Genomic DNA, 23,789 nt, shown 5'->3' with positions numbered 1-23,789 from the left:
ATAGCAGACGCTTTATCTGTCAAGCCCGAAGTATTGACAAACTCTGATTTTGATAGTATAAAGGTGATTCACAGACTCTTTCAGATATTCCGGTAATATGACGGACACCTCTTTGAATACACGGATAAAGCTGGAAATGATATGGTTGGAATCAACTTTGGAACATTGTCTTTGATGCGATTATGGTTAGATTGTTATAATGAATATATGATAGAAGTTGAAAAATGCAATAAAATAAAAGATGTTAAGAAACGTGGGGAAGCTTTACTAAAAGTTGAAGCGGAATTTAACCTTTGAATGGATATTTATCCAGAGTCGGAACCTTTGACAGAAATACTTAAAATGCAAAAGAAACATGACAAGATAATGGACCAAATTAGTTTAAATTCTGGATTTTAATTATCATAAAATCAACATTAATATTTATAGAGGAGAATCTATATGCGAAAATTGCAAATTAAGGATATTTATTTTGGAAAAATTGACGGTTATAACGAATTTCTTGAATATGGACAAGACACTTGCAAAGGTCTTTTTTACGAGTTTCCCAATATTAATATCTCACGACTGCTTGATGGATCAACATATTATATATTTGGAAACAAAGGCACTGGTAAAACTATGCTTCTCAAATATCTTGAAAGTATAATTTCCGAAAATCCGTCCCAAAATTTTAGTGAATTTATTCGTTTTAAAAGAGATGTAGATGAAGAAGAACGTAATCAAATAAAACGCTCTGCTCTCCCCAACAATCCTTTCGAAGAGATTATAGACAGTGAAATCCCTAGTGATTTCACATTGAACTGTTCACTTGCATGGCAGGTTTACCTAATTAAAGTAATCGTATCCAGACTTTCAAGGACAGAATATGGTGTATTCAATCGCAACACTGAATCATGGACAAAGTTATGTGCATTACTTAATGCTACCTATGGTAAATTGGGAACAGATAATACTATTAAAAAAATACTTCCCAAAATGAAACGTGGAAACCTTGAAATTGATTTTAACAAAATAGCTAAAACCAATTTAGAATTTGAATGGGTTGATTCAGAAAAAAAGTCTGTATCATTTACATCTTTGGCCAAACAAATTATTAACCTATATTCAGTTTTAACTCCTGTAGAAGATAAAATCTATATTTTTATTGATGAACTTGAATTGGCTTTTAAACAAACAAAAAAATATCAACGTGATGTCACTTTAATTCGGGATTTAATTTTTGCGATAGAATACTTATCCGATATTAATAGAACACATAATTTCAACGTTTTCTTAGTTACCGCAATACGTAGTGAAGTATACAAAAATATAATTTCCAAAGGACTAGAAATAAATAAAACTATTCATGATTTTGGTGTTACTATTTCATGGGAACAAAAAGGAGGAAATATCAGAAATCACCCTTTATTAAAGATGTTGGAAAAAAGAATACATTTTAGCGAAACCAAATTAGGGCTTGAACCATCTCCCGATATTTGGGAAACATATTTTATACCATATGTTGGAAATAAAAAAAAAGAAGTACAAAATTATATACTTGATCAGACATGGTATAAACCAAGAGATATAATAAGACTTTTTACTACTATCCAACGCCTTCATGGAAATAAAAGTATTATTGATCAAGAATGTTTTGATACCTCGCGAAAACCTTATGCCGAAGAATCATGGACTGAATTTGAAGAGTTTTTAACTGTAAAATATAGTGATAAGGAAGTAGAGGGAATAAAAAAATCATTGACAGGAATACTTTTGCCTTTTTCAGTTTCGGATTTCCAGCATCATCTGAATAGCAAAAAAGATTTTTTTGAAGAAGTGAACGAGTTAGTTACTAAACGAAAAACACCAGAAATATTAAAAGATTTATACGATATAGGAATAATTGGTAACTATGGTTCAAATTCTAGATTTATGTTTAAAGGTGATACTGATATTGACCCAATAATGCCAATTACTATCCATTATCCGTTAATTAAATTTTTTCAAGCATCAATTAATTATCATCAAAAAGCATAGATTTTTGGTACTCATGATTTACCGGAGAGTGTGAAAGTTTTTTCTGTCTCAAGTGGTCCTCGAGTGAAAACTCGAGGGCCACTCGATTATTTATTTTCATATACAATACGTTGATAACAGGAACGGTTTCCTTTTCCAACTAAAATAATCAACTTTTCTTTTCTCATTTTGTCAATTGTTGTTCTTGCCTGCTGTTTACTAAAGCCACACAACTCTTGAATCGCTGCATTTGTAATAGATTCATTATGTTCAAGATATTCTAGAATCATTTCTTTTGCTTTAATATAACGAACTCCTTTGTCACGAGTATATTGTAAATCATTTTTAACGGCCTCATAAACTCTTGCTGTTAACATATATTCTTTTCCAACAGATTCGATAAGATGCAGGTTAACTAAGTTAGTTAATGCCTTACGTGTATTTTCTAAAGAAATTTGTGTCAAATCTTTTGCTTCCGATAACTTTATGCGTTTATTCTCTGATAAATAGCGCATAATCATTAGCTCTGCCAATGATAAAAATATTTGATTTTTTTCCTGCTCATTTACAATAAACTTAACAAACGATACGTCTTCCACTGCACTACGAAGTGTCAATGATACTGCATCACTAAACACTTGATATTCGGGATATGGCTTTCCCATAGATATCATTTCCCTGAAAATAATATCTACTCCCTGCCCAGTTCTTTGTACATATTTTAAATGTTGCAAAGTTTCTGCGATTAGTTTATTTCTTGGTGCTGAGGGGTGCGTAATGATATTCCTTTCTGTTATCCCATCTAAAAATCCACCAGGATTCTCTATAACTACTTTATCAGGATAATGCTTTACATATACTGCACCCATACTTTCATAATCCCTATGAGACAATGCATTCAATAAAGCTTCTTGAAATACTTTCTCAGAGAAATCTTCTACTTCTAATCTAAATAATCCCACCTGGATATTAAGAATTTTATTATCATTTTGTATTTTTTCCGTCAAGCGATCTAATACATTTACAATTGGCTGTTGTAAATCTAATCTTAAATCATATTCTTCAAGATTTTCAGCACTATAATGTAGATATATAACCTCTGCCTGCGGCAACAATCTTGAAATAGAATTTTGTTTACCAACAAATAACAAACCAGCTACAGTCAATCTTTCAACATTATCTATTTTTTTAATAAGTCCAAGATCTCTTAGAAAAGCCATATCCTCCAAAGCTGGAAGTGTTGATTTTGGATCTCTAATTTTTAGTTTTTCTTTTAAAGAATATACTTCTAAAAGATTTATATCCTCAAAAGTACTTTCCATCACTATCTTACTTGAAAAATCCGGTATCTGCTCTCTGTAAAAATGATGCGACATTTCATCTGGAAAAAAAGGTTTTGAATTCTTACCCAATCTTTTCAAAAAACGACCATCTGTTGTCCCATAAGTTTTACCATCTGCCTCTACTTTCAATGCCAAAACCATCATACCTTGATAAGGAATTTTTTCTATATCCACAAATAACGATGGTCTTGTTTTATCATATATTGCCTCAATAATACTTTGTGTATCGTATTTTTCACATCCAGTTACTGTACCATCATCCTCTACTCCAAAGTAAACGGTCCCACCCTTTGCATTTGCGAAAGCAACTAGTTCATCAACAGCAAGCTTAATACGTTCTTTCATGTTACCCGCTTTTTTCCATGATTTAAATTCTGTATGCAATGATTCTCCTGAAGAAAGTATTATACTAAATTCTTTTTCGTTCAAAAAAACACCTCTTTTCATGCTTTTTTATATAGATTTTATTCCTTAAGCTTTTTCTCTTCCTGCTTTATCAATTCTATTTCTTGCTGATAATGTTTTATCTTAATTTTCATGAGATCTTTTCTATTTTCTTGACTCCAAGTATTCATTGTCTTATTACTATAAAATAGTGTAAAATCATGAATCGTTGCAGCTATCTGTTGTATTGATTCTGCCCATGAATTGCATTCCAAAGGTACTTTAGGTAAATCTGAAATTTTAAAATATATAGATGCTATTTGTACATTTATATCTTTCACATTATTAACTAATTCACTTTCCGAAATATTACCATTAGAATATTCTCTATATTTACTTATGAATTGATCCGCATACGCTACCATCTCATTTAAATACTTTCTTGCCTCTTTAATAAATTCTTCCGTGGTCACAGTTTGTTGATTTAATATTCGCAATGCATTGTATGATTTCTGCTTATCCACAAGAATTCCATCAAGTATTTTTGAACCATTACTTTCTCTATACCAATTATTCTTGTCCATCGTATCATCAACCCATGTAGTAATCCATTCAAAATTACAATCTGTCATATCCTGCTCATCATTTCCCATATGGCAGCGTATCATATTGGCCGGTAATCCCCTGAATCTACGCTCTTCTATTTCATTTTTATAGACATTTGAATATTTTATTTCATCAATTATTTCTTTTGTAATCTTCACAATATCTATTTCATCAAAATAATATTTCAAAATAACTTTAGCAGTATACCTTTTCTGTCGAGAATGATGAAATGGCAAAACTTCATATATAATATATTCTTCTGTTTCTTTAAATATATTTTGTTTTTGATACGATGTATATTTTTGAACTGGAAAATAAATAGTTCCTGTTATATTAGCTCTAAAAATAGGATGCTGAATTCTGACACCTTTTCTGTTCCATACACTTATCATTCGAAAAATTAATTCATTAATCTCTTCGAGAGACTTTTTTCCCTTTTTTATTATACAGTCCATAGTTAATGCATCACACAAAAAATGTGTATACAAGCTTATTTTATTTCCCGGATAAAAAGTTGAATTCTCATTTGCTCCGCAGGAAGCCATTACAGCATACCCTGCACCTGCAAACTCTTCCACCATTCTATCTATATCCGGTGTTTTAATTTGAGGAATCAAAAAATCACCAGAACGACAACTATCTAATATAATAATTTTATTTCTTGCCTCTATGTTATCTACTAGTTCTATCACTTCCTGTACACCAATCACAGTTTCACTAAGAGCAAGAGTTCCATTATTTCCATGACCTGAAAAGTAAAAAATATATGTATCCTCTGGCTCAACAACTAATGATGCTATTTGTAATTCAGTTTCCAATTCCTTTATATTAACTCTTCCAGAACTTCCCAACAAACGAATATCCTGTGATGAAATACCTAAGCCTTTTATCAATGCTGCCTTTACTTCCACTATATCATTTCTACAAGCATCTATATCTGGAGTTCTAGGATTATCATAATTACTTACTCCAACCAACGTAGCTTTTACATTTCCCATCTTATTTCCTCACAATACCTGAAATTATAACCTACCTTTTTATAATGTCTTTATCTAGTTACAATATCCAATAAAGATTTATAGCTGTCTACCACATCATATACTACTTCACTATTACTAATTGCCTTAAAATGCTCTCTTGCACAATGAATTTTTGATTTTTCAATCAAACGCAGTTGCATAGAGTCCATAGAACCCTTAGTTTCTGCTACAAAATAAATATGTTTTACTGTTCCCTCATAAAATGCAATCGCCCAATCTGGATTGTATCGTCCTACTGGAGTCGAAATATAAAATCCATCTGGCAATTTCACATAAACAGCCACATCTTGGCTTATATCCAACTCTTCTGCAAATTTTTGTTCGTTAGTAGAATCATAGATGATGTGGTCATACAAATGTTTATTTGCTTTCATTGCATTCACACCAAGACGACCTTTAATCGTCGGATCTGCAAACACTTCCGTACCATACCTATCATCCGTCACATTATAAGTAATATGTTCAATAATTGCTGTGGCCTTTTCATCATTAATCAAGGCTGCAGCTTTAATAATAAATTCTTCTGGATTATCCTTAAATTGATTGAATACCGAAGGTTGAATTCCCTGCAGAATACGTACAATTGCTTTTCTAGTCAAATTGGTTTCATCTACTAACTTTCCAATCAAATCATATTTAACTCTAGAACTAACAGACACTGTACGCCCATAATTTTCTGTCTTTTCTTTTAGAAAACCACTTCCATCAGCAAGGATTTCTTTCGACTTAATCTCATTTAAAACACCAGTTTCCACTTTAAAATAAATCTTAGAAACTCTTAACTTTCTATCCAAAGAGTCAATCGCTTTGCATATAAGCTCTTCCGTATCAAAATCAACAACATATGCTGTCTTTGAATTTATTTTTGACCAAAGTGCTTTAAATTCTGGCATTGCAAGTTTATTTTCATCTAGATGTAGTTCTATATTATTACTACGAGCATTTTCAGGACACATAGAACGACTATTATAAACAGAATCTATAATTTGAATTACGGAGTTGACAGAATCAGCAACCTCTTCTGCCACCTTAATTTCTCCATTTGCTTTATCTTCATAATATTTGTCTGTCAAATTACCTTTTCTGTCAACATACCTACTCATTATCAAATCATAATAAATTGCATGTGCCATGTCAGAAGTAATTACCTGCTCATTTCCTTGCTCATCTTCAATCACTTTTCCAATAAATAATTCTGCTGTAACTGCATGTGGTCTATCAGCTACTGCCTCTGCAATTTCACTTTGTAGTCCTTTTGCAAAGCTATCATAACTCTCACTAGCAATAACCGTCAGTACATTAACACTATGTACATCATTTCCAAGTACATTGGTATCCATACGTTCTCCATCCTGGTTTACACAAAGACGAAGTCCACGACCTACTTCCTGGCGCTTTCTTACTTCACTATTACTCTGTTTTAGAGTACAAATTTGAAATACATTTGGATTGTCCCAGCCTTCACGGAGTGCCGAATGTGAAAAAATAAATCGTACAGGTGATTTTTCTGGACTCCTATCTAAAAGAAGTTCCTTATTTTTCATAATAAGGTCATATGCATCTACATCGTCTGTAGTTGTTTTCTTACGTAGAACCTTAGAGTTTATCATTTTGCCTTTTTTATCAATAGAAAAATAACCTGCATGAGTTTTATTAACCGGAATAGAGGATAAATATCTTAAATAATCATCCTCTCCAATCTTTATCTGAAGATTGTTAATAATATCATTATATTCTTCTTCGAATATGTCTGCGTATATTCCATTAATTGGCTGACCTGCATCATCATACTGTTTATACTTAGCTACCTCATCAATAAAAAAGAGGGACAATACTTTAATCCCTTTATAAAATAACTCACGTTCTCTCTGTATATGTGAAAGAATCGTCTCTCTAATCTGAATTCGACGCAGTTGGTCTTCACTTACCTTTCCAATTACGTCCCCAGCATAAATTTTAATACCGTTAATAAACTCCACTGAATCGTCACGTCCATCAATTCTAGAAATCACAAAACCTTCTTTATATTCTTCCATATTTCCGGAATTATCATATAAATTACATCCTTCTCCTACCGTTTTAGTAATCTTTCGAATACTATTGGCACCTTTATAATCAAATTGAATAGTGGCTGTTGGGGCAGCTTTTGAAAGATTGATACTTTCTAAATACACATAGCTTTCTGTAGCCGTTGTACCAGATTCTGAAATGCCTTTTACTACAATTTTTTTAACTAAACGCTTATTATATGCTTCCATGGCATCCAATTGATATACCATATTGTAAATACTATCTCTTTTATGCGTAGCAGAATAACGCAATGTCATAAGTGGATTAAATTGTTTCAAATTTTCTTTTGTTTTCTTACCTTCAACTGACTGTGGCTCATCAATAATCACAATCGGATTCGTCTTTGCAAGAATATCAATCGGTCTCCTAGAACGGAATTCATCCAGTTTCATATAAATACGTCTAGCATCTTTTCCCCTTGCATTGAAAGCCTGAGAATTAATAATCATAACATTAATTGAATTATCCGACGCAAAGCGATCTATTTCTGTCAGCCTTGCAGAATTATAAATAAAAAATCGAATTTTTTTCCCATATTCTTCTGCAAAATGTTCCTGCGTTACCTGAAAAGATTTATAGACCCCTTCGCGAATTGCAATACTTGGTACAACAACAATAAACTTACTCCAACCATATGCACGATTTAATTCGTACATAGTTTTGATATAAGTATATGTTTTTCCCACACCTGTTTCCATTTCAATTGTAAGATTATATCGCCCTTCCAATTTGCCAGATGGCTCTATTTGATTTTCACGCTGAATTTTCTGTATATGCTCCAAAATCAACCTATCATTTAACTCTGGAACAATTTTATGATTACTCCAACCCGTAAAATCCTCTTCATCCATCGTAGACATCTGAGAATATTTCTGTCCTTCCATTGTTTTTCCCTGATAACCTTTATCCATCATATAAGAAGGTGTAAGATATGGCTGACCCGCAAATACATCTACCACCGCCTTTGCCGCATCAGCCTGAAATTTCTGATGTTTAAATCGTAACTTCATTCTTTGCCTCCTTAAATAACTTTCACAGTTGTATCCGGTGCTATTAATTTAAAGATTTCACCAACATTAATTTTAGACGAACTGCTTGCAAAACTACTATCCCGGAACACTGCACGAAGAGGCTCTTTTTTTGCAATTTCTTTAATTACACTGTTAGGAATATTCTCATCAAAGCACGCAATTAAATCACCATCATTATAATTATGGACTGTACATCCCTCAATTTGTTCTGAATAATACGGTAATGAAAGAGGCAATCCCCAATCCAATAGACATCCAAATAACAAATCTAGGTCTGTACGGTCTTCTTTGATATTAGATTCCAATTGATTAAGAAATCCCTGAGAATAGTCATCTGGACTATAATATACTTCATTCATATTAGAATCATCCAATTTTAATACACGGAAACCAATATCTAAATTCTGTGTGACCAATGGAGCTTCTTCTTTTATCTTCTTTCCAGCACGTCGGATACGTTCTTTTCCGATTTCGCAAATATTTTTATAGCCTGTATCTTTCTTTTTATTAGTATTTTCAGCTAATTGTACCATAATATATTTACACTTTAAATTTTTTTCTTTATTAACTTCCATTAAAGCATGTGCTGTTGTTGCTGATCCAGAAAAGAAATCTAATACTATAGAATTTTCCTTTAGATTTGCTAATATCATTAATCTTTTTAATAATCGAGTAGGTTTTGGCCCATCAAAAACTCCCCCATCCATAATTTTTATAAGTTCTTGTGAACCTTCCTGACTATGACCTACTTCTTTGAAAAATAATAATGATGTAGGTGCCATACCTTCAAATTTTAATTCTGATAAAAATCTTTTAATCCTAGGAACTCCATTTCCATCTGCACCAAACCAAATTCTATTATCTTTAAGTCTCTCTAAAAATTTATTTTTAGAGAGACTCCAGCAGCGCCCTGCTGGAGGCTCTACTACCCGCCCAGAGGGCGTAGTAATAGAATAATCTCCAGACGGTGAATACGTTTTTACAGTTAAATTATCAGATTGCCATACACCTCTTGGATCGTTATCCGGATTTGAATATCTCGCATTTGCTTCACTTGTTCTAGGTAATCTTCCTATTACAAAATTGTTAATATTTTTTGCAAACATTAAAATATAATCATGACTATTGGAAATATATTTTGCATCATTTTTAGGTGCGAAAGCCCTTTCCCATATTAATTGTGCAACAAAATTCTTTTCACCAAATATTTCCTCACAACACTTTTTTAAATTGGACTGCTCATTATCATCAATTGAAATAAAAATCACACCATCATCAGACAATAAATTTCTAGCAAGCATAAGGCGAGAATAAATCATTGAACACCAATCTGAATGAAAGCGTCCGTTAGTATCAGTATTTTTAAACATACGATTTCCATCTTCATCTAATTCACTAATTTCTTCCGCATATTCTTCACTTGTCATTTTAAAATCATCATTATAAATAAAATCATTTCCCGTATTATATGGAGGATCAATATAAATCATTTTTACTTTATTTAAATAACTTTCCTGAAGCAATTTTAACACTTCAAGATTATCTCCTTCAATATAGAGATTCTCTGTATTATCCCAATCGACTGATTCCTCCTTACATGGGCGAAGCGTTTTTCGAATCGGTTTATTTGCTTCCACAATAGATGCTTTCTTCCCTACCCAAGTAAATTCGTATGCCTCATCCCCATCAATAACGTCCGATGAAAGCATCTGCTTTAAAAGTTCGAAATTAATCACTTTCTTCCCTTTTCCATTTTCATCAATAGTCTCAGTTATACAATTAGGAAATAGAGAACCAATTTTTTCAATATTCTGAGCAGTCATATCTACTGACTCCATCCGCATTTTATCCATCTTATTTATCCTCCTCAGATGAAAGCATATCTAATAATTCATCTGCTATTTCTTCTGCCGTCATTGTGGCTGTCGTCATTGCTAATTTACTAGCTAAAATAGGACTATAATCCATTACTTGTTTTTTTGTCAAATTATGCCATATAGGAAGTAACGTTTTGCCGTTGATACTCTCCATTTGAAATAAACCATCTAGCTCTGCTTTTGTCCAATATTTTCCCTCAGCTATATAATTAGGCGATAATATAGCAACCCCAAACTTAGATTTACGCAATCCATCATCAATTCTTGCTCTCATAGAATCACCCCATTTTATTTTTGATTTATCATACCAAACCTTAATTTCTCTGTCTTTCAAAGCTTGCACAAAGGCTTCTACAAAATCTGCTTTATCTTCCCAAGCGTGAGAAACAAACACGTCATATTCGGGTTCATCCCCCGAAACTGTTTCCAAAAATTCATTTTTAACTTTAGATAACCGTAATGATTCCAATTCCGAAATACGTTGTTCATATACTCGTTTCATATTTTCAATTGATTTTTCCTGTTTCTTCCGTTCGTTTTGCTCTTCTTTTTGAAGTTTAAGATAGGCATCATTTCTTTTCGTACGTTTATCTGAAATTTTTTTACCATAATCTGCACTCGCTGCTTCAGCTTTTCTTGCTTTTTCCTCATAATTTTCAATTTGTCGCATTTTACTCTTTATCATACTTTCAGAGGCATTTTTGCTAACACTTACTCTTGATGCTTTTTTATGATTGTCCGCTGCCTTTCTATCTTCTTCTGCTTTTTTCTTCTCCAAGTCAGCAATCTCTTTATCTAAAGAGTTTACTTTTCTCTGATACTGTTCAACACCCATGTTTATAAATACTCCTCTAATTCTTTTTTTAATATCTTTAACTCTCTATTTATCTGCATCTGTTTATTCAACTGCTTTTCTTTCCGAATTTGAGCCTTTAAAATATCAATCTTTTTTTGCAATATCTGTCTCTGTTCATCTCTAGTCACAGATTCTTTTAAACTTTCACCATTAGTTTTTATTTGTAATTTATCTCCTGCAATCTGTCTAACATAATTCTCATAAGCTGCATCCATGCTCAGTCCTTCCAGATGTAGAGGTAATTCTTCTTCTTTCATCCATTCTGTATGATAATACCTATTCACCTTAAATACTTTATTTCCAGATGCAGCCTTCTCCTTAAATCCAACCCATGCCTGGTACTCGCCTTGATATTCTAGTAAAAATAAGATATGATACGGTACTACTTTATCTATCTGGTAAAGTAATTTTTCATCTAATTCTGGATTGTTTAAATGAATTTCAAAAACTTCTAATTCTGTTACCTTATTTCCCTCTGCAAGATTTGTAGTTGAAACTGCTATTTTGTTTTTCCAATATATTGTTTTAACCTGTTCTACAAATACTCTTTTTATTGCTGGTGAAATCGTTATATTTTCGTAAAATTTTTGTTTTGGAATTCGTTTATTAAACTCTGTCGTTTTTGGTAATCCTATCATTCTTTCACCAACCTCCTTTATTTTATCACAAGAAAACATATAAGTTCAAAATCATCTAACCCAGATACGGCTGATAAAAGAGCTGATGTACCTCCTTCAGCAAATAAACTATCAATATCACTTTCTTCTTTACAATTAATAATTGAATTAATCGCTTCACTAAGAAGTTCAGACATCTCGCCCATATTCTTCCCATCATCTGTTTCTTCATTAAATTTTTGGTAAAGTTTTTTAATTGGCTGCTTTTTCCCTCTGCACAGCAATCTGATATCATCTAGTAATTTTTTAGGATTCAAATAGTCGCAAATAACTTCTCCATCCATCCCAATATAAACCATATAAAACGGATGAATTCTATTCTGATTATCAATATTTACACTATTATTAATATTCTTCAATACAAATATAACACCTTCTGGTAAATCTTCTCTTGACGGAACTACAGCATGTAAACCTTTCGGTTTTTGTTCTAAATCTGGATGTATTTTTACATAGTCTAACAAATCAAGTCGAAATTCATTTAAGCCCAAGTCCATGATAGAAATACCAGTAGTCATATCCTCAATATCTACTACCTCTTCCTGCAACCGTTTTAACTGTTGTTTACGATATTCCAAATCTCCTTTTTCTTCTGGATTTATAAGATCATCATCACCCGTAGAAGTCATAATAGAAATTTTCATACGTGTTTCCACACGTCCTTTTAAGTTAATATATTCATCCAAATCCATATCCGGCCAAAAATTCACAAGTTGAATATATTCATTCTTACTCCCAATACGATCTATACGTCCAAATCTCTGGATAATACGAACCGGGTTCCAATGGATGTCATAATTAACCAAATAATCACAATCTTGTAAGTTCTGTCCCTCAGAAATACAATCTGTTGCTATCAATATATCTATTTCTGTATTACTTCCAGGCATTAATATATTTCTCCCTTTGGATATAGGAGAAAAACATGTCAAAACATTATTTAAAGTTGCTTTAAAACCTGCAATTGTTGTTTTTCCATCTATGCTTCCTGTAATTACAGCTGTGTTAAGTCCATACTTATTTTTGATATGTTTGCTAACATGTTTATATAAATATTCTGCGGTATCAGAAAACGCAGAAAAAACCAAAACTTTTTTATTATCTGGATTTATCGGATCTTCAATTTTTTCATCTAATAATCGTAACAACTCTTGCAATTTGTAATCATGCTCTGGTGTAATATCAGCTACCATTAATGTCAAAAGCTCTAGTGTCTCCGCATCTTCTATTAATTCTGAACGCCAAGTTTTGTAATCCATATCTGCAAGTTCAATCTTCACTTTTTTTCCAACTGTAAAATATTCTGTATTCCCATCATCAATATCAAAATCTTCGTCTGAAACTTCATACATATTAATGTTTACATTTCCATATTTTTCAAATCGATTAATTGCTGTAATTGTATCTTCAATTAATGCTTTCATCCTCTGTAAAGTTAATTGAAAAGAATTTACGGAACTTTCCAATCTTTTCAAAAGATTGATGCTCATTAATCTCCTAATACCTTCCTCACGTCCTGTCTGTGTAAGGTTCATCCCCTTATTATGTGTTAAATCCAAATACTTCTGCATCTTACTTGGAAATATATAATTAGATGGTGTGTAAACACAAAGACTCAAATGTATCAACTGCTCGTATATCTCATTATAATTAATTGCAGCATTCAAATCCGTAAGTTTCGGTCTAAGTGAAATTGGCTTTTTTCTCTCCGGAAATTTTCCTATTTCAGTAGTATCATAATACTTTTCGATATGCTTTCTAGAACGTGCTATTGTCACACTATCTAGCAGCTCAAAGAAATCGAAATCTAACATTTGAAGCAACGCCTCTGTCGTTCTTTTTGCTACATCTAATTTACTCCAAGAATTAAATGCTTTCTGTGCTTGTTTAAATATTTCATCTATCGTTTTACTTGTACTCAATTTCTTGTTTATGTTTTCTGAATCACCTTCATAGGCAATCGCCAACTGATTTTTTAAATCCACAAATCTATTATTAACCGGCGTTGCTGATAGCATCAATACTTTCGTTTTCACACCGGCACGCATAACTTTATCCATCAATTTCACATAACGATTTTCCTGTGTTTTTGCATGTGTACCTGCACCGTTACGAAAATTGTGAGATTCATCGATTACCACAAGGTCATAGTTTCCCCAATTCAAACGTTCTAAGTCTAATCCATTAGAAAATCCATGTGCACGAGATAAATCAGTATGAAAAAGAACATCATAGTTCAATCGATCTGAAGCAATCGGATTGTTAATATAATTATCCTTATATGTATTCCAGTTTTCTGCTAACTTTTTGGGGCAAAGGACAAGTACACTCCTATTGCGGTTTTCATAATATTTAATGACAGCCAATGCTGTAAATGTCTTACCTAACCCAACACTGTCCGCCAAAATACACCCGTTATAGCGTTCCATTTTATTAATAATAGCTAATACTGCATCTCTTTGGAAGTCATAAAGCATATTCCAAATTTTGCTTTGTTTAAATCCTGTTGCTTCATTTGGTAATTCATCTTCTGATATATCATCCAAAAATTCACTAAATACATGATACAATGTCATGAAATAAATAAACTCTGGAGAATTCTCATTATAGGCTGTAGTAATATTTTCAACCACAACATCTGTGACATCCTGCAATTTTTCCTTGTCCTTCCAAAGATTCTCAAAAAGTTGTATATAAGACATCGAAAATGGGGCATCAAAACGATTAATCATATTATAACTGTTATTACCACGCTCGCATCCAATATCTACCGTAGTAAATCCACTGATAGGCATATATGCAAGTTGATTCATCTTATTTTCTACTGTAATAAATCCACCCATATTTTCACCAGTTGTATTAGACTTAAAACGTGCCTTTCTTTTAATCCATTCTGCACATTCTTTTGCGATTGCACGCTGTGTCATTTCATTACGCAACTTCAATTCAAATTCTGTACCATAGAGACTATTTTCTCGATTAAGACGTGGTATATAAAATTCACGTTTCTGTTTTTCTGCTTTTTCAGTTACAAATGTCGGAGATGTAAAAATAAATCGAAATTCGTCTACAGATTCCAATTGCTTTTTTAACTCTTTATAAGCATACATAGAAAAACAAGCAGCTGCAATAGATACTTTGCTACCTTTTTCTATTGTTGATGCCATATCATCACGAGCAATTTCCGTAATATTATCAAATACCTTTACTTCCATCCTTACCTTCTCCTCAGTACAGAAAAACATTTTATCCAATTACAATAATTAAGCATTAAAGCATTTTTGAAGCTAAATACCCATGATAAAAGTATACCATATTTAAATAAAATATGATATACGTTCATATTACCGAACCTTTTTACACGCCTTAAATATCTTATCATTTTCTCACCCTAATCACCATATACACATAATTTCTCCAGTCACGCTATAATTCTAATTTAAGAATGAAACTTTCTCTTTTATTTTCCAAATATTATTTCCTGATTAGATACTGAAGAAAAAATTTTCTAATCATTAATAAAACAGCAATAAAATCTTCTGTAAATGCAGATGACTTTATTGCTGTAAATATCGTTATGATAAATTTATATAGGATTTCTGCTATGTCCACTTGTTTTTCTCACTTAGAGAGTTTTCTCAAATTATTTTCATAATTTTTCTTAAAGTCTTGAACATTCTTCGCTCTACTTTTACCTCTTTTCCCTGAAATTTCAACCTTCCTTTCTACAGATACAATATTTTCTTTTCTTTCAATATTCGATTAATATTGCTCATCTTTTTTATTTACTGATTCAAATACACTACTTTTTTTCTTTTCCAACCTTTTTCTTTCCGTCAATTTTTAAAGTTCTCTCCTAACTTTTCAATCTGATTTTTCCAATTCATCTTTATCTACCCTACTTTAAATAATCCGGTTTTCCAAATAATTCTTTTCTTTCTACCTTATCTGATACCATATTTTTTCTTACTGCCTTTTCTTCTAGCATCCTTTCAATTCGTTCTAACTTATCTTGTATATCCTCTAATTTTCCAACAATCTTTTCCTGTTCGATTTTCCTTCCAAAATATTGTATTGCTGCATTTACAAATAAATTTTCTTTGGGATATTTTTCTTTATCTCTCTTTTCGATGAATGTTAATGATTCTTCTGTCATTCTATAATGTTTGTCTTTTCCCATTTTTAACATTTCCTTCCTTGTTGTATTTTGTAAAACTTTGTACCAAATACGGGAGCTATGTACATTTTCTCTGTAGAATTATATCCCTTTTCCGGGAAATAAACGTGTCCCACATCAGGGAACTATATCCCAAAAAAGGGACTAATAAGCTGTCAAGCTTATTGCAAGATACGCATTTTGTACACACAAAATGCATCTTGTTAAGGGAGAACCCCTAAAACCCCCTTCACCGAAACAGTGCACCTGCATAAGCCTCTATGTCTATGTAATTGGAATCTTATCTATCTTTTTCCAATCTGCTTTCCCACTCGCCCTTAACATCTACTCCTTTCGAAACAAAGTATTTAAAATTTCAAGAATTATTCTAAGTGACTCCACCTGCTCTGGTTCTAATTCCTCCAAATTAGGATTTTTATTAATCTGTTTTGAAATTTGTTCTATCTGCTTTTTTATCTCTGTAAAAGTTTTAATGTTTCCTTTGACAAGAATCGTCTGATACAGGCAACTCTGTATAAAGAACTTTGACTTTAACATTCCTGTCAATTTAATTCGAGTCTCTATCAGTTCCTTTTCCGTTGGAGAAACACGAAAATTCATAATTACATTTCGCACTCTGTTTTTTTCATTTTTCTTGCTTCTGCTTTTTCTTTTTCCTTTAGACTGTGTAGGCCTTCGATAAATTTTATCTACCTCATACATCCTTATCCTCCTTGAATCTGACACACACATATTCCAGATTGTCAAAGTACGGTGTTCCGACTAAATACCAATGTCCTCCTTTTTCATCCCAGGCCATTTCTATCCGTGTGTGAATCCATTTGTCATCAACTTTTACTTCTAAAGGATCTCCGCAATGGAATCCCTCATATTCCCATAAGTCAGATACTAAAAGTCCATATCTATCATTATTGCAATTATAGCTTAAACGACCTTCAATCATTTTTCTCCTCCTCTTTAAATACTTTATCTAACTTATTTGCCATCTCTTTCTGAACTGAAGGATATAAATGTGCATATCTTTCAGTAATCGTTATACTTTCATGCCCCAGACGTTCTGCAATCTGAATTGGTGAATATCCAAGATTAATAAGTAATGCACAACTGGAATGTCTTAAATCATGAATTCTAATTCTTTTAATTCCTGCTGCCTTACTGCCTCTGTCCATTTCATGGTGAAGATAACTTTTTGTAACTTCAAAAAGTCTGCTATTTTCATTTACTTTATATAGTGATTCGATGTAATCCTGTATTTCCTCGCACAGAAATTCTGGAAGTTCTATTGTCCGATTACTTTTTTCCGTTTTGGGTGAAGTAATCATTGATTTTCCTTTAATAACTTGATAAGTTTTATTGATTCTAAGCTTCTTAGATTCCAAATCAAAATCTGCTTTTGTGAGAGCCAATAGCTCTGCTTTTGTCAATATAAGTCTAAAAAAAATTTGCTTTTAATTCGCAAAAAGCACCACTGTTTTCATCCAGTGATGCTCCTGCGAACAATCTTATTCCGTTTATGCTTTTTCTTCTTTGTAGAAAATGTCATCCATCTTCCAGCTTATCTCCATACGACCTGGTTCATAAATAAAGACTTTCTCAATAATCTTTGACAGCTGTATTTTGTCAAAATCCTGCAATGCTGCAATCTCATTTACTTCCATTTCTTTTTCTGTTGCTTCATCACATTTTTTCTTCGCTACTGCAATCTCATTCTCCAATTCTGCTATCTGCAAAGTGATTTCTGAAATACGGGAAGTCGTTTTTTCCAGTTCTTCCATATACCCTTCCTTGTCCAACACTTCTGAACGATAATCAGAATACAGTTTCATTTTTCTTGACGAGAGTCGCTTTTTTTCACTTTCCAGTGTTGCGATATTTTCTTCTTTCAAAATTGTTTTATGCCATTCACTTTTCTTTTTCTCAAGATTTTCCGAAATGAGTTGTGCCATATTTCTGGCTGCATCCAGTACTGTTTCTTCTGCTTCTTTCCTGTCCATTTTACTTTCCGCACACCCACTAAGACCGCTGATATGTGCCTGCATACAGCGATACCCAGTCTCTCTGCTGGTAAAACCAAGTCTTCTTCCACAGGTCGGACAAAAGAAAATAGGGCAGGCTACTCCTCTTTTTGTAAGAACTCTTTTCTGGTTAGTAAATGCTTTTTCATTTGCTTTCTGGAATAATTCATCGGATATAATTGGTTCATGTGCATTTTCTACAACAATCCACTCTTCTTTATCATTGGAAACCAATTTATTGCTTCCTGTTCTTGCCACTCTCTTTTTATTCCAAATAATTTTTCCAAGATACACTTCATTTTTGAGCATATCTGAGATTGTTGTGACTGACCAGAGTTTCTTTTCTTTTTCGTTTTCTCTGTGCATTTTTATACCTTTTCTGCACATATACTCCCGGCATGTAAGCACATGGGTTTCGTTCAGATGTTTTGCTATCTGTCCTTTTGTTTTCCCATCTGCCGCCATTGTGAATATCAGTTTCACTATTTCAGCCGCTTCTGGGTCTATAACCAGATGATGCTTATCTTCTGGATCTTTAATATATCCATATTTGGGAAAAGCCGGCATATATTCACCGTTTTTAGCATGTGTTTTCATAGCAGAACGAACTTTTCTGGACAAATCTCTGCTGTACATTGCATTCAGCATATTTTTTAACGCTACACTCATTCCTCCAGTAAAACCAGAGGAATTGATACTGTCAAAGCCATCGTTAATTGAGATAATTCGAATACCAAGGACTGGCAGGATTTTTTCCAGATAATTCCCCACTTCCAGATAATCTCTTCCAAATCTTGAAAAGTCCTTTATAACAATACTTTTTATACGTCCTGCTTTTGCATCTTCCACCATCCTCTGAAAGCCAGGACGGTTAAAGTTTGTACCACTGTACCCATCGTCTACATATTCAACTACTGGACAGTTAGTAAATTCGTCCTGTTTTTTGATAAATTCGTTTATCAGCATTCTCTGTGCACTGACACTGTTACTTTCGGCTTTTATACTGCCATCTACATCATTATCCTCCGACGAAAGTCTGATATAAACAGCGATACATTCTGTTACTGGCATAACTCAGCCTCCCGTTCTTTTGCATATTTTCTTAATTCTTCCAACATATCATCATACACCAAACGTACCGTAATAGAACCGCTTTCATGTATTTCGATTTTTTCTACAAAAGCATTGACCATTTCCTTTGTCAGCGTTCTCGTATTGCGGTATTTATTGATCAATGTTTCCCATTCTTCCTCTGTGTGAAAATTTTTTTCATATCCAACCTGATGCTTTAATAAAATTTCCATGTTATTCTGGATCTCTTTTTCTGTTTCCGCATCCTGCTTTGAAAATGTTTCATACTGCTCTGCATCAATAATACGGCACACATAATCCTCAAACAATCTTTCCCGGTGTACTGCCACTTTTTCCAGTTCTTTCCGGCATTTCTTGATTTCTCTGTTAAACACATCATATTTTTTAATGCTTTCCTGTCTTTGATTCAACCGCCGAATCAAATCTACATTTTCAACATATACATTGATATGTGCACGTATCACACGCAGTACATAATCATTCACTTCCAAATCAGTGATAGAATGTGGCGTACACTTCCCGTGGAGCTTATTATTTCCACAGTAAAACCTACGATGATTGCCTTTTGTTTTCCCATATAAATACATGGTTTTTCCACAGTCTGCACATACAATTTTCTGCTTGAAAAAGTTGAAGTCTCTTACATTATTGCCATTTGATTTACGAGCTTCATTAACCCGTTTTACGATATGACCAATCTTTTCCTGTACCTCATCAAAATCCTTTCTGCTCACAAGTGCCTCATGGGTATTTTTGATAATGATCCATTCTTCTTTCTGATTCATTTTCTGTCTCTGTGCTGCCCAGGAATCATTGGTAAACTGATTATGCACACTATCACCGGCATAATATTGATTCTCAAGGATTTTGTGGACTGTTCCTCCACTCCATGTCCATGTCGCTGACTTTTCATTTGCTTTTCCTGCTTTATCCAGCTTGTAGGCTTTCGGGCAGAGATACCCATCCGCATTTAATTTCCGGGCAATCTCTGCATAAGTCATTCCATCAATAAAATACTGAAATATCTTTTTCACCACTGGTGCCGCTACCGGATCTGGAATCAGCTGATGAGGATTATCCTTGTCTTTTTCATAACCATAAGCCATCTGACCGGAAGGAAATTCGCCATTTGCCCAGCTCGTCCGGTATGAACTTCTTATTTTCTTTGCCAAATCTCTGGAATAAAACTCATTATACACGTTTGACATGCTGATCAGCAGGCTTATGTCATCTCTGAACGAATCATAATGATCATTCACCGAAATAAAACGCACATTAAAGAATGGGAACACTCTTTCAATATAGCTTCCTGCCTCTACATAATTTCTTCCAAGTCTAGAAAGATCTTTAACAATAACACAGTCAATATTTCCCTCTTTGATGTCCTGCATCATCTCATTAAAACCATCTCTCTCAAAATTAGTTCCGGTTTTAGATATATCATAATATTCCTTTGCAACCACGATATCTTTCTGTTCTTTTACGAAATTATGAAGCAGAACCATCTGCGTTTCTATCGTATTTCTTTCTCTGTTCTTTTCACTCTCATAGGAAAGCCTTGCATAAAGGGCTGCATGTGAAACTTTTTCACACTGGTTTTCAGCTTCTGTAACCAAATTTTCTTTATTTCCAACATTCACATAATCTACTTTTCTTGATTTTCGAGCCATTTATACGACCTCCCTCTTTTGAATTTCTATTCTTCCGTCCATACCTGTGCTGACATCGCATCCCACCGACTGTATCTGCCGTAACAAAGATTGATAACAATCATCAAAATTAAATCTGACTTCAATATGTTTTTTGTCATATACTAATATCTGGTCAATCAGTTCAACAGCAACAGTTCTTGTAAGTTCCTGTATATTCTGATGCTCGGCAAAATAATCCAGCCAATGATATTTATCACTTTTTGATTCCAGGACTTCACTGATCTGCTGATCAATGCTTCGGACTGCTTCCTCGGCTTTTTTCCGTTTTTCTGTGTACCCGTCATGAAGCTCTTTATAATCTTCTTTTGAAATGATTCCTTCACGGAAATCCTCATATAGATAATCTCTTAACTCCCGGCATCGCACGGCTTCTTTTTCTTTTGCTTCTTTTCTAATTTCCAGTTCTTTTATATCCAATTCTTGAAATGGTACTTCATGGATAAAATCCATGATTTTTTTCATATCAAGGATATTTTCAATATGGATTTTTACCAGTTCCAATACTGTTTCTTCTAGTTTACCCATTGGTATTCTGTGTGCTGCACACGCTTTCGTAGCCGCATGTCTGGAACAGATATAGTAAGCGTATACCTTTCCTCCTGCCGGAACATCCCGTTTGATCATCATTGCCCCACAGTCTCCACAAACCACAAGTCCAGATAATGGATATACCTTTTCCTCGTTCGGAGAAGTCCTTGTATCTATCCCTAATAATCTCTGCACCAGTGCAAATTCTCGTTCTGATACGATAGCCTCATGGTTTTTTTCAATTCTAACCCAATCTGTCTCCGGCTTTTTCATCAATTTTTTTACTTTATGGTTTGGTGTTGTTCTTTTTCCCTGCACCAGAGTTCCAGTGTATACTTCATTTTCAAGGATTCTTTTTACCGACATGGCGCTCCATTCTGCCTGTTCGTGTGTTTTAAAATTATCCTGAATCCTTATTCCAAGACTGTGCTTGTATTCCATTGGTGAAAGAACACCCTGTTTGTTCAATGCATTGGCAATTGCTGTCTGGCTCATACCTGATAATTTCATGCGGTAAATTTCTTTGACGATACCTGCCGCATATGCATCTATCACCAGTTTGTTTTTATTATCTGAATCTTTCTGGTAGCCATACGGTGTAAACGCTCCGATATATTCCCCATTTTTTCTCTTTACTTCCAGGTGGCTTCTTATTTTGATAGAAATGTCACGGCAATATGCATCGTTAATGAGATTCTTGAAGGGAATCACGATTTCGTCTGCCTGACTTTTCCCTTCCAGGCTGTCATAATGATCATTGACCGCAATAAACCGCACGCCAAGTGCCGGAAATAATCTTTCGATATATTTTCCGGCATCAATATACTCACGTCCAAAACGGGAAAGGTCTTTTACAACGACACAATCCACAATTCCTTTTTTGATATCTTCCAGCATCATCTGAAATGCAGGACGTTCAAAATTAGAACCGCTGTAACCGTCATCCACCCGTTCTGATACAACAACTATATCCTTTTTATCTTTTAGGAAATTTTTTATCAGATCTTTCTGATTTGAGATACTGTTGCTTTCACGCTTTCCAGCAGTAGCAACATCGCCATCTTCTTTCGATAAACGAACATAAATGGCTGCATGATAGATTTTCTTTGAATTGTTAATTTGATTCATCTTCATCCTCCTTAGTTTTACCTTTCCATCAACATTGGTAAAACCCAGAGGGTGAGTCGATTTTGTCCTAATAGAAATGAGGAGTCCTGAATTCCTCGCCTCCATATTAACATAACTCTTCAGATTTTACCACCACTTTTTATACAGAAAGCAAAAGTTCCTCAAATGCATCTTCAAAAGATACTCCATTGTTTGCAAACCGTATTTTCACTTTTACATTTCCTATACAGACAAGATAGGGATTTCCCACTTGTCTAAGATATTGAGCTATTCTTTTTTCTTTCGTCTGATTCCGGTCAATCCTTATTTTTCGGATGTCCTTCAATTCCTTCAGATCTACATCATCAAAATCCGTTTCCAGATAGTTTCTATATTCCTCTGCCGTCATGCCCTTCTCCTTCCATTCCCATCTGAATCCGTACTGCTTTCAGTACCCGATCCAGGCTCCACTTATTTACTCTTCCGCATTTCTCAATAATACATTTCGTAGAAATGCTCATAACCTGTTCAGCCAGTGCCAGGCTTCCTTTTCGGATTCCCGTCATATCATATTTGCTGATAAATACATGTGTTGGCAAATACCGCTTCTTATATATTCTTGACGTCAGCGGAACTACTGTAATGACTGAACTGTATGTATTAGCTTTGTTGTTACTTACTACGATCACCGGTCTTACTCCACCCTGAACCGAAGTTGTCGGGAACATACCGAGATCCGCCCATAAGATATCTCCTCTTCGAATCGTCACTTGTCATCTCTCCAATCTTTTTTTATTTGTAAAGCATTCATAGCGCTATATTGGCTCCACAGGAATACGGCAGAGTTCCTTTCCAAGACGGAAAGCTCTGCCGCATAACCTCTATAGCCAATTTGATTATTAAACAGTGCTCGCTCGATTCTATTTATCCTCGATACCCCGAATCGTTACTCCCGCATATGCAGGAAGGGAATAATAACCTGCCCGGATGCATACTCCGGACCACAACCCGGAAACTCTCGTTTCCAGGCTCCAGCAGTTCATAGGTTTACCAGTTACAGACTTCTCAGGATCTGCAAGTGTATCGCATCTCATACATATCATCGCATCACCAGCCTGCCAGCTGGCTTCGGTCAGTGCTTTTTCGCAGCATTACGGACTGAACTAAAAATCTTTGTTTTGTCTTATAATCCTATAGCGGCATCTTCCTCGTGCTCTTTGCATGAAATGTCACGTCAGTTATTATTGGATATTCAGTTATCATGGTTCATTTTAGG

At 33.9% G+C, this 23,789-nt stretch carries 18 protein-coding genes and 1 pseudogene; 2 read left to right on the top strand and 17 right to left on the bottom strand.

Features of this window, described 5'->3' with window-relative positions:
* The first annotated feature begins 141 nt into the window (after nucleotides 1-141).
* Nucleotides 142-297: a hypothetical protein gene (locus EUBHAL_RS15835; RefSeq protein WP_005344315.1), complete on the top strand. Its 156-nt coding sequence runs from the start codon at nucleotides 142-144 to the stop codon at nucleotides 295-297.
* Between the two features lie 144 nt (nucleotides 298-441).
* On the top strand, nucleotides 442-2,019 hold the full coding sequence (locus tag EUBHAL_RS02175; protein WP_005344314.1) for a P-loop ATPase, Sll1717 family: 1,578 nt from the start codon (nucleotides 442-444) through the stop codon (nucleotides 2,017-2,019).
* A gap of 86 nt (nucleotides 2,020-2,105) precedes the next feature.
* Here the strand turns inward: EUBHAL_RS02175 and EUBHAL_RS02170 are convergent, their stop codons facing one another.
* The 17 genes and pseudogenes from EUBHAL_RS02170 to EUBHAL_RS02090 all read right to left on the bottom strand — a co-directional run bounded on the left by EUBHAL_RS02170 (nucleotide 2,106) and on the right by EUBHAL_RS02090 (nucleotide 23,616).
* Nucleotides 2,106-3,770, bottom strand: a complete 1,665-nt coding sequence (locus tag EUBHAL_RS02170; protein WP_242648725.1) for an RNA-binding domain-containing protein — start codon at nucleotides 3,768-3,770, stop codon at nucleotides 2,106-2,108.
* A 35-nt stretch (nucleotides 3,771-3,805) separates the two neighbouring features.
* The gene (locus EUBHAL_RS02165) at nucleotides 3,806-5,329 is read right to left on the bottom strand and encodes a caspase family protein (protein WP_005344312.1); all 1,524 of its coding nucleotides are present in this window, start codon (nucleotides 5,327-5,329) and stop codon (nucleotides 3,806-3,808) included.
* A gap of 50 nt (nucleotides 5,330-5,379) precedes the next feature.
* Nucleotides 5,380-8,451, bottom strand: coding sequence for a type III restriction-modification system endonuclease (locus EUBHAL_RS02160; RefSeq protein WP_005344311.1), 3,072 nt, complete (start codon nucleotides 8,449-8,451; stop codon nucleotides 5,380-5,382).
* 11 nt (nucleotides 8,452-8,462) lie between these two features.
* The gene (locus EUBHAL_RS02155) at nucleotides 8,463-10,325 is read right to left on the bottom strand and encodes a site-specific DNA-methyltransferase (RefSeq protein WP_005344310.1); all 1,863 of its coding nucleotides are present in this window, start codon (nucleotides 10,323-10,325) and stop codon (nucleotides 8,463-8,465) included.
* Nucleotide 10,326: 1 nt separating this feature from the next.
* Complete coding sequence (locus tag EUBHAL_RS02150; protein ID WP_005344309.1) at nucleotides 10,327-11,184, bottom strand: toll/interleukin-1 receptor domain-containing protein; 858 nt, start codon at nucleotides 11,182-11,184, stop codon at nucleotides 10,327-10,329.
* 2 nt (nucleotides 11,185-11,186) lie between these two features.
* Entirely contained in the window at nucleotides 11,187-11,843 is a 657-nt protein-coding gene (locus EUBHAL_RS02145; protein ID WP_044921531.1) for a DUF4391 domain-containing protein, read from the bottom strand.
* Nucleotides 11,844-11,860: 17 nt separating this feature from the next.
* Nucleotides 11,861-15,097, bottom strand: coding sequence for a helicase-related protein (locus EUBHAL_RS02140; RefSeq protein WP_044921528.1), 3,237 nt, complete (start codon nucleotides 15,095-15,097; stop codon nucleotides 11,861-11,863).
* A gap of 683 nt (nucleotides 15,098-15,780) precedes the next feature.
* Nucleotides 15,781-16,038 (bottom strand): hypothetical protein, encoded by a 258-nt coding sequence (locus EUBHAL_RS02135; protein WP_167534380.1) that lies wholly within the window; start codon nucleotides 16,036-16,038, stop codon nucleotides 15,781-15,783.
* A 345-nt stretch (nucleotides 16,039-16,383) separates the two neighbouring features.
* Nucleotides 16,384-16,761, bottom strand: a complete 378-nt coding sequence (locus tag EUBHAL_RS02130) for a plasmid mobilization protein (protein ID WP_005344303.1) — start codon at nucleotides 16,759-16,761, stop codon at nucleotides 16,384-16,386.
* Complete coding sequence (locus EUBHAL_RS02125) at nucleotides 16,754-17,002, bottom strand: DUF5348 domain-containing protein (RefSeq protein ID WP_005344301.1); 249 nt, start codon at nucleotides 17,000-17,002, stop codon at nucleotides 16,754-16,756. Before EUBHAL_RS02125 ends, EUBHAL_RS02130 begins: the two co-directional genes overlap by 8 nt.
* Nucleotides 16,995-17,483: pseudogene (locus EUBHAL_RS02120) on the bottom strand (site-specific integrase); the annotation flags it as partial. The pseudogene EUBHAL_RS02120 and the gene EUBHAL_RS02125, both read right to left, overlap by 8 nt.
* Nucleotides 17,484-17,570: 87 nt before the next feature.
* On the bottom strand, nucleotides 17,571-19,145 hold the full coding sequence (locus tag EUBHAL_RS02115; protein WP_005344297.1) for a recombinase family protein: 1,575 nt from the start codon (nucleotides 19,143-19,145) through the stop codon (nucleotides 17,571-17,573).
* Nucleotides 19,136-20,836 (bottom strand): recombinase family protein, encoded by a 1,701-nt coding sequence (locus EUBHAL_RS02110; protein WP_005344296.1) that lies wholly within the window; start codon nucleotides 20,834-20,836, stop codon nucleotides 19,136-19,138. The genes EUBHAL_RS02115 and EUBHAL_RS02110 overlap by 10 nt, the downstream gene beginning before the upstream one ends.
* Nucleotides 20,837-22,534 (bottom strand): recombinase family protein, encoded by a 1,698-nt coding sequence (locus EUBHAL_RS02105; RefSeq protein ID WP_044921524.1) that lies wholly within the window; start codon nucleotides 22,532-22,534, stop codon nucleotides 20,837-20,839. It lies immediately after the preceding gene.
* Between the two features lie 139 nt (nucleotides 22,535-22,673).
* Nucleotides 22,674-22,922, bottom strand: a complete 249-nt coding sequence (locus tag EUBHAL_RS02100; RefSeq protein ID WP_005344286.1) for a DUF6870 family protein — start codon at nucleotides 22,920-22,922, stop codon at nucleotides 22,674-22,676.
* Entirely contained in the window at nucleotides 22,903-23,283 is a 381-nt protein-coding gene (locus EUBHAL_RS02095) for a type II toxin-antitoxin system PemK/MazF family toxin (RefSeq protein ID WP_005344285.1), read from the bottom strand. The genes EUBHAL_RS02100 and EUBHAL_RS02095 overlap by 20 nt, the downstream gene beginning before the upstream one ends.
* A gap of 150 nt (nucleotides 23,284-23,433) precedes the next feature.
* Nucleotides 23,434-23,616 (bottom strand): hypothetical protein, encoded by a 183-nt coding sequence (locus EUBHAL_RS02090; RefSeq protein WP_005344284.1) that lies wholly within the window; start codon nucleotides 23,614-23,616, stop codon nucleotides 23,434-23,436.
* Nucleotides 23,617-23,789: the final 173 nt, after the last annotated feature.

Origin of the sequence: Anaerobutyricum hallii DSM 3353, from assembly GCF_000173975.1 — a bacterium.
GTDB classification, from domain to species: Bacteria; Bacillota; Clostridia; order Lachnospirales; family Lachnospiraceae; genus Anaerobutyricum; species Anaerobutyricum hallii.
This window is presented reverse-complemented; position numbering and strand designations above follow the sequence as displayed.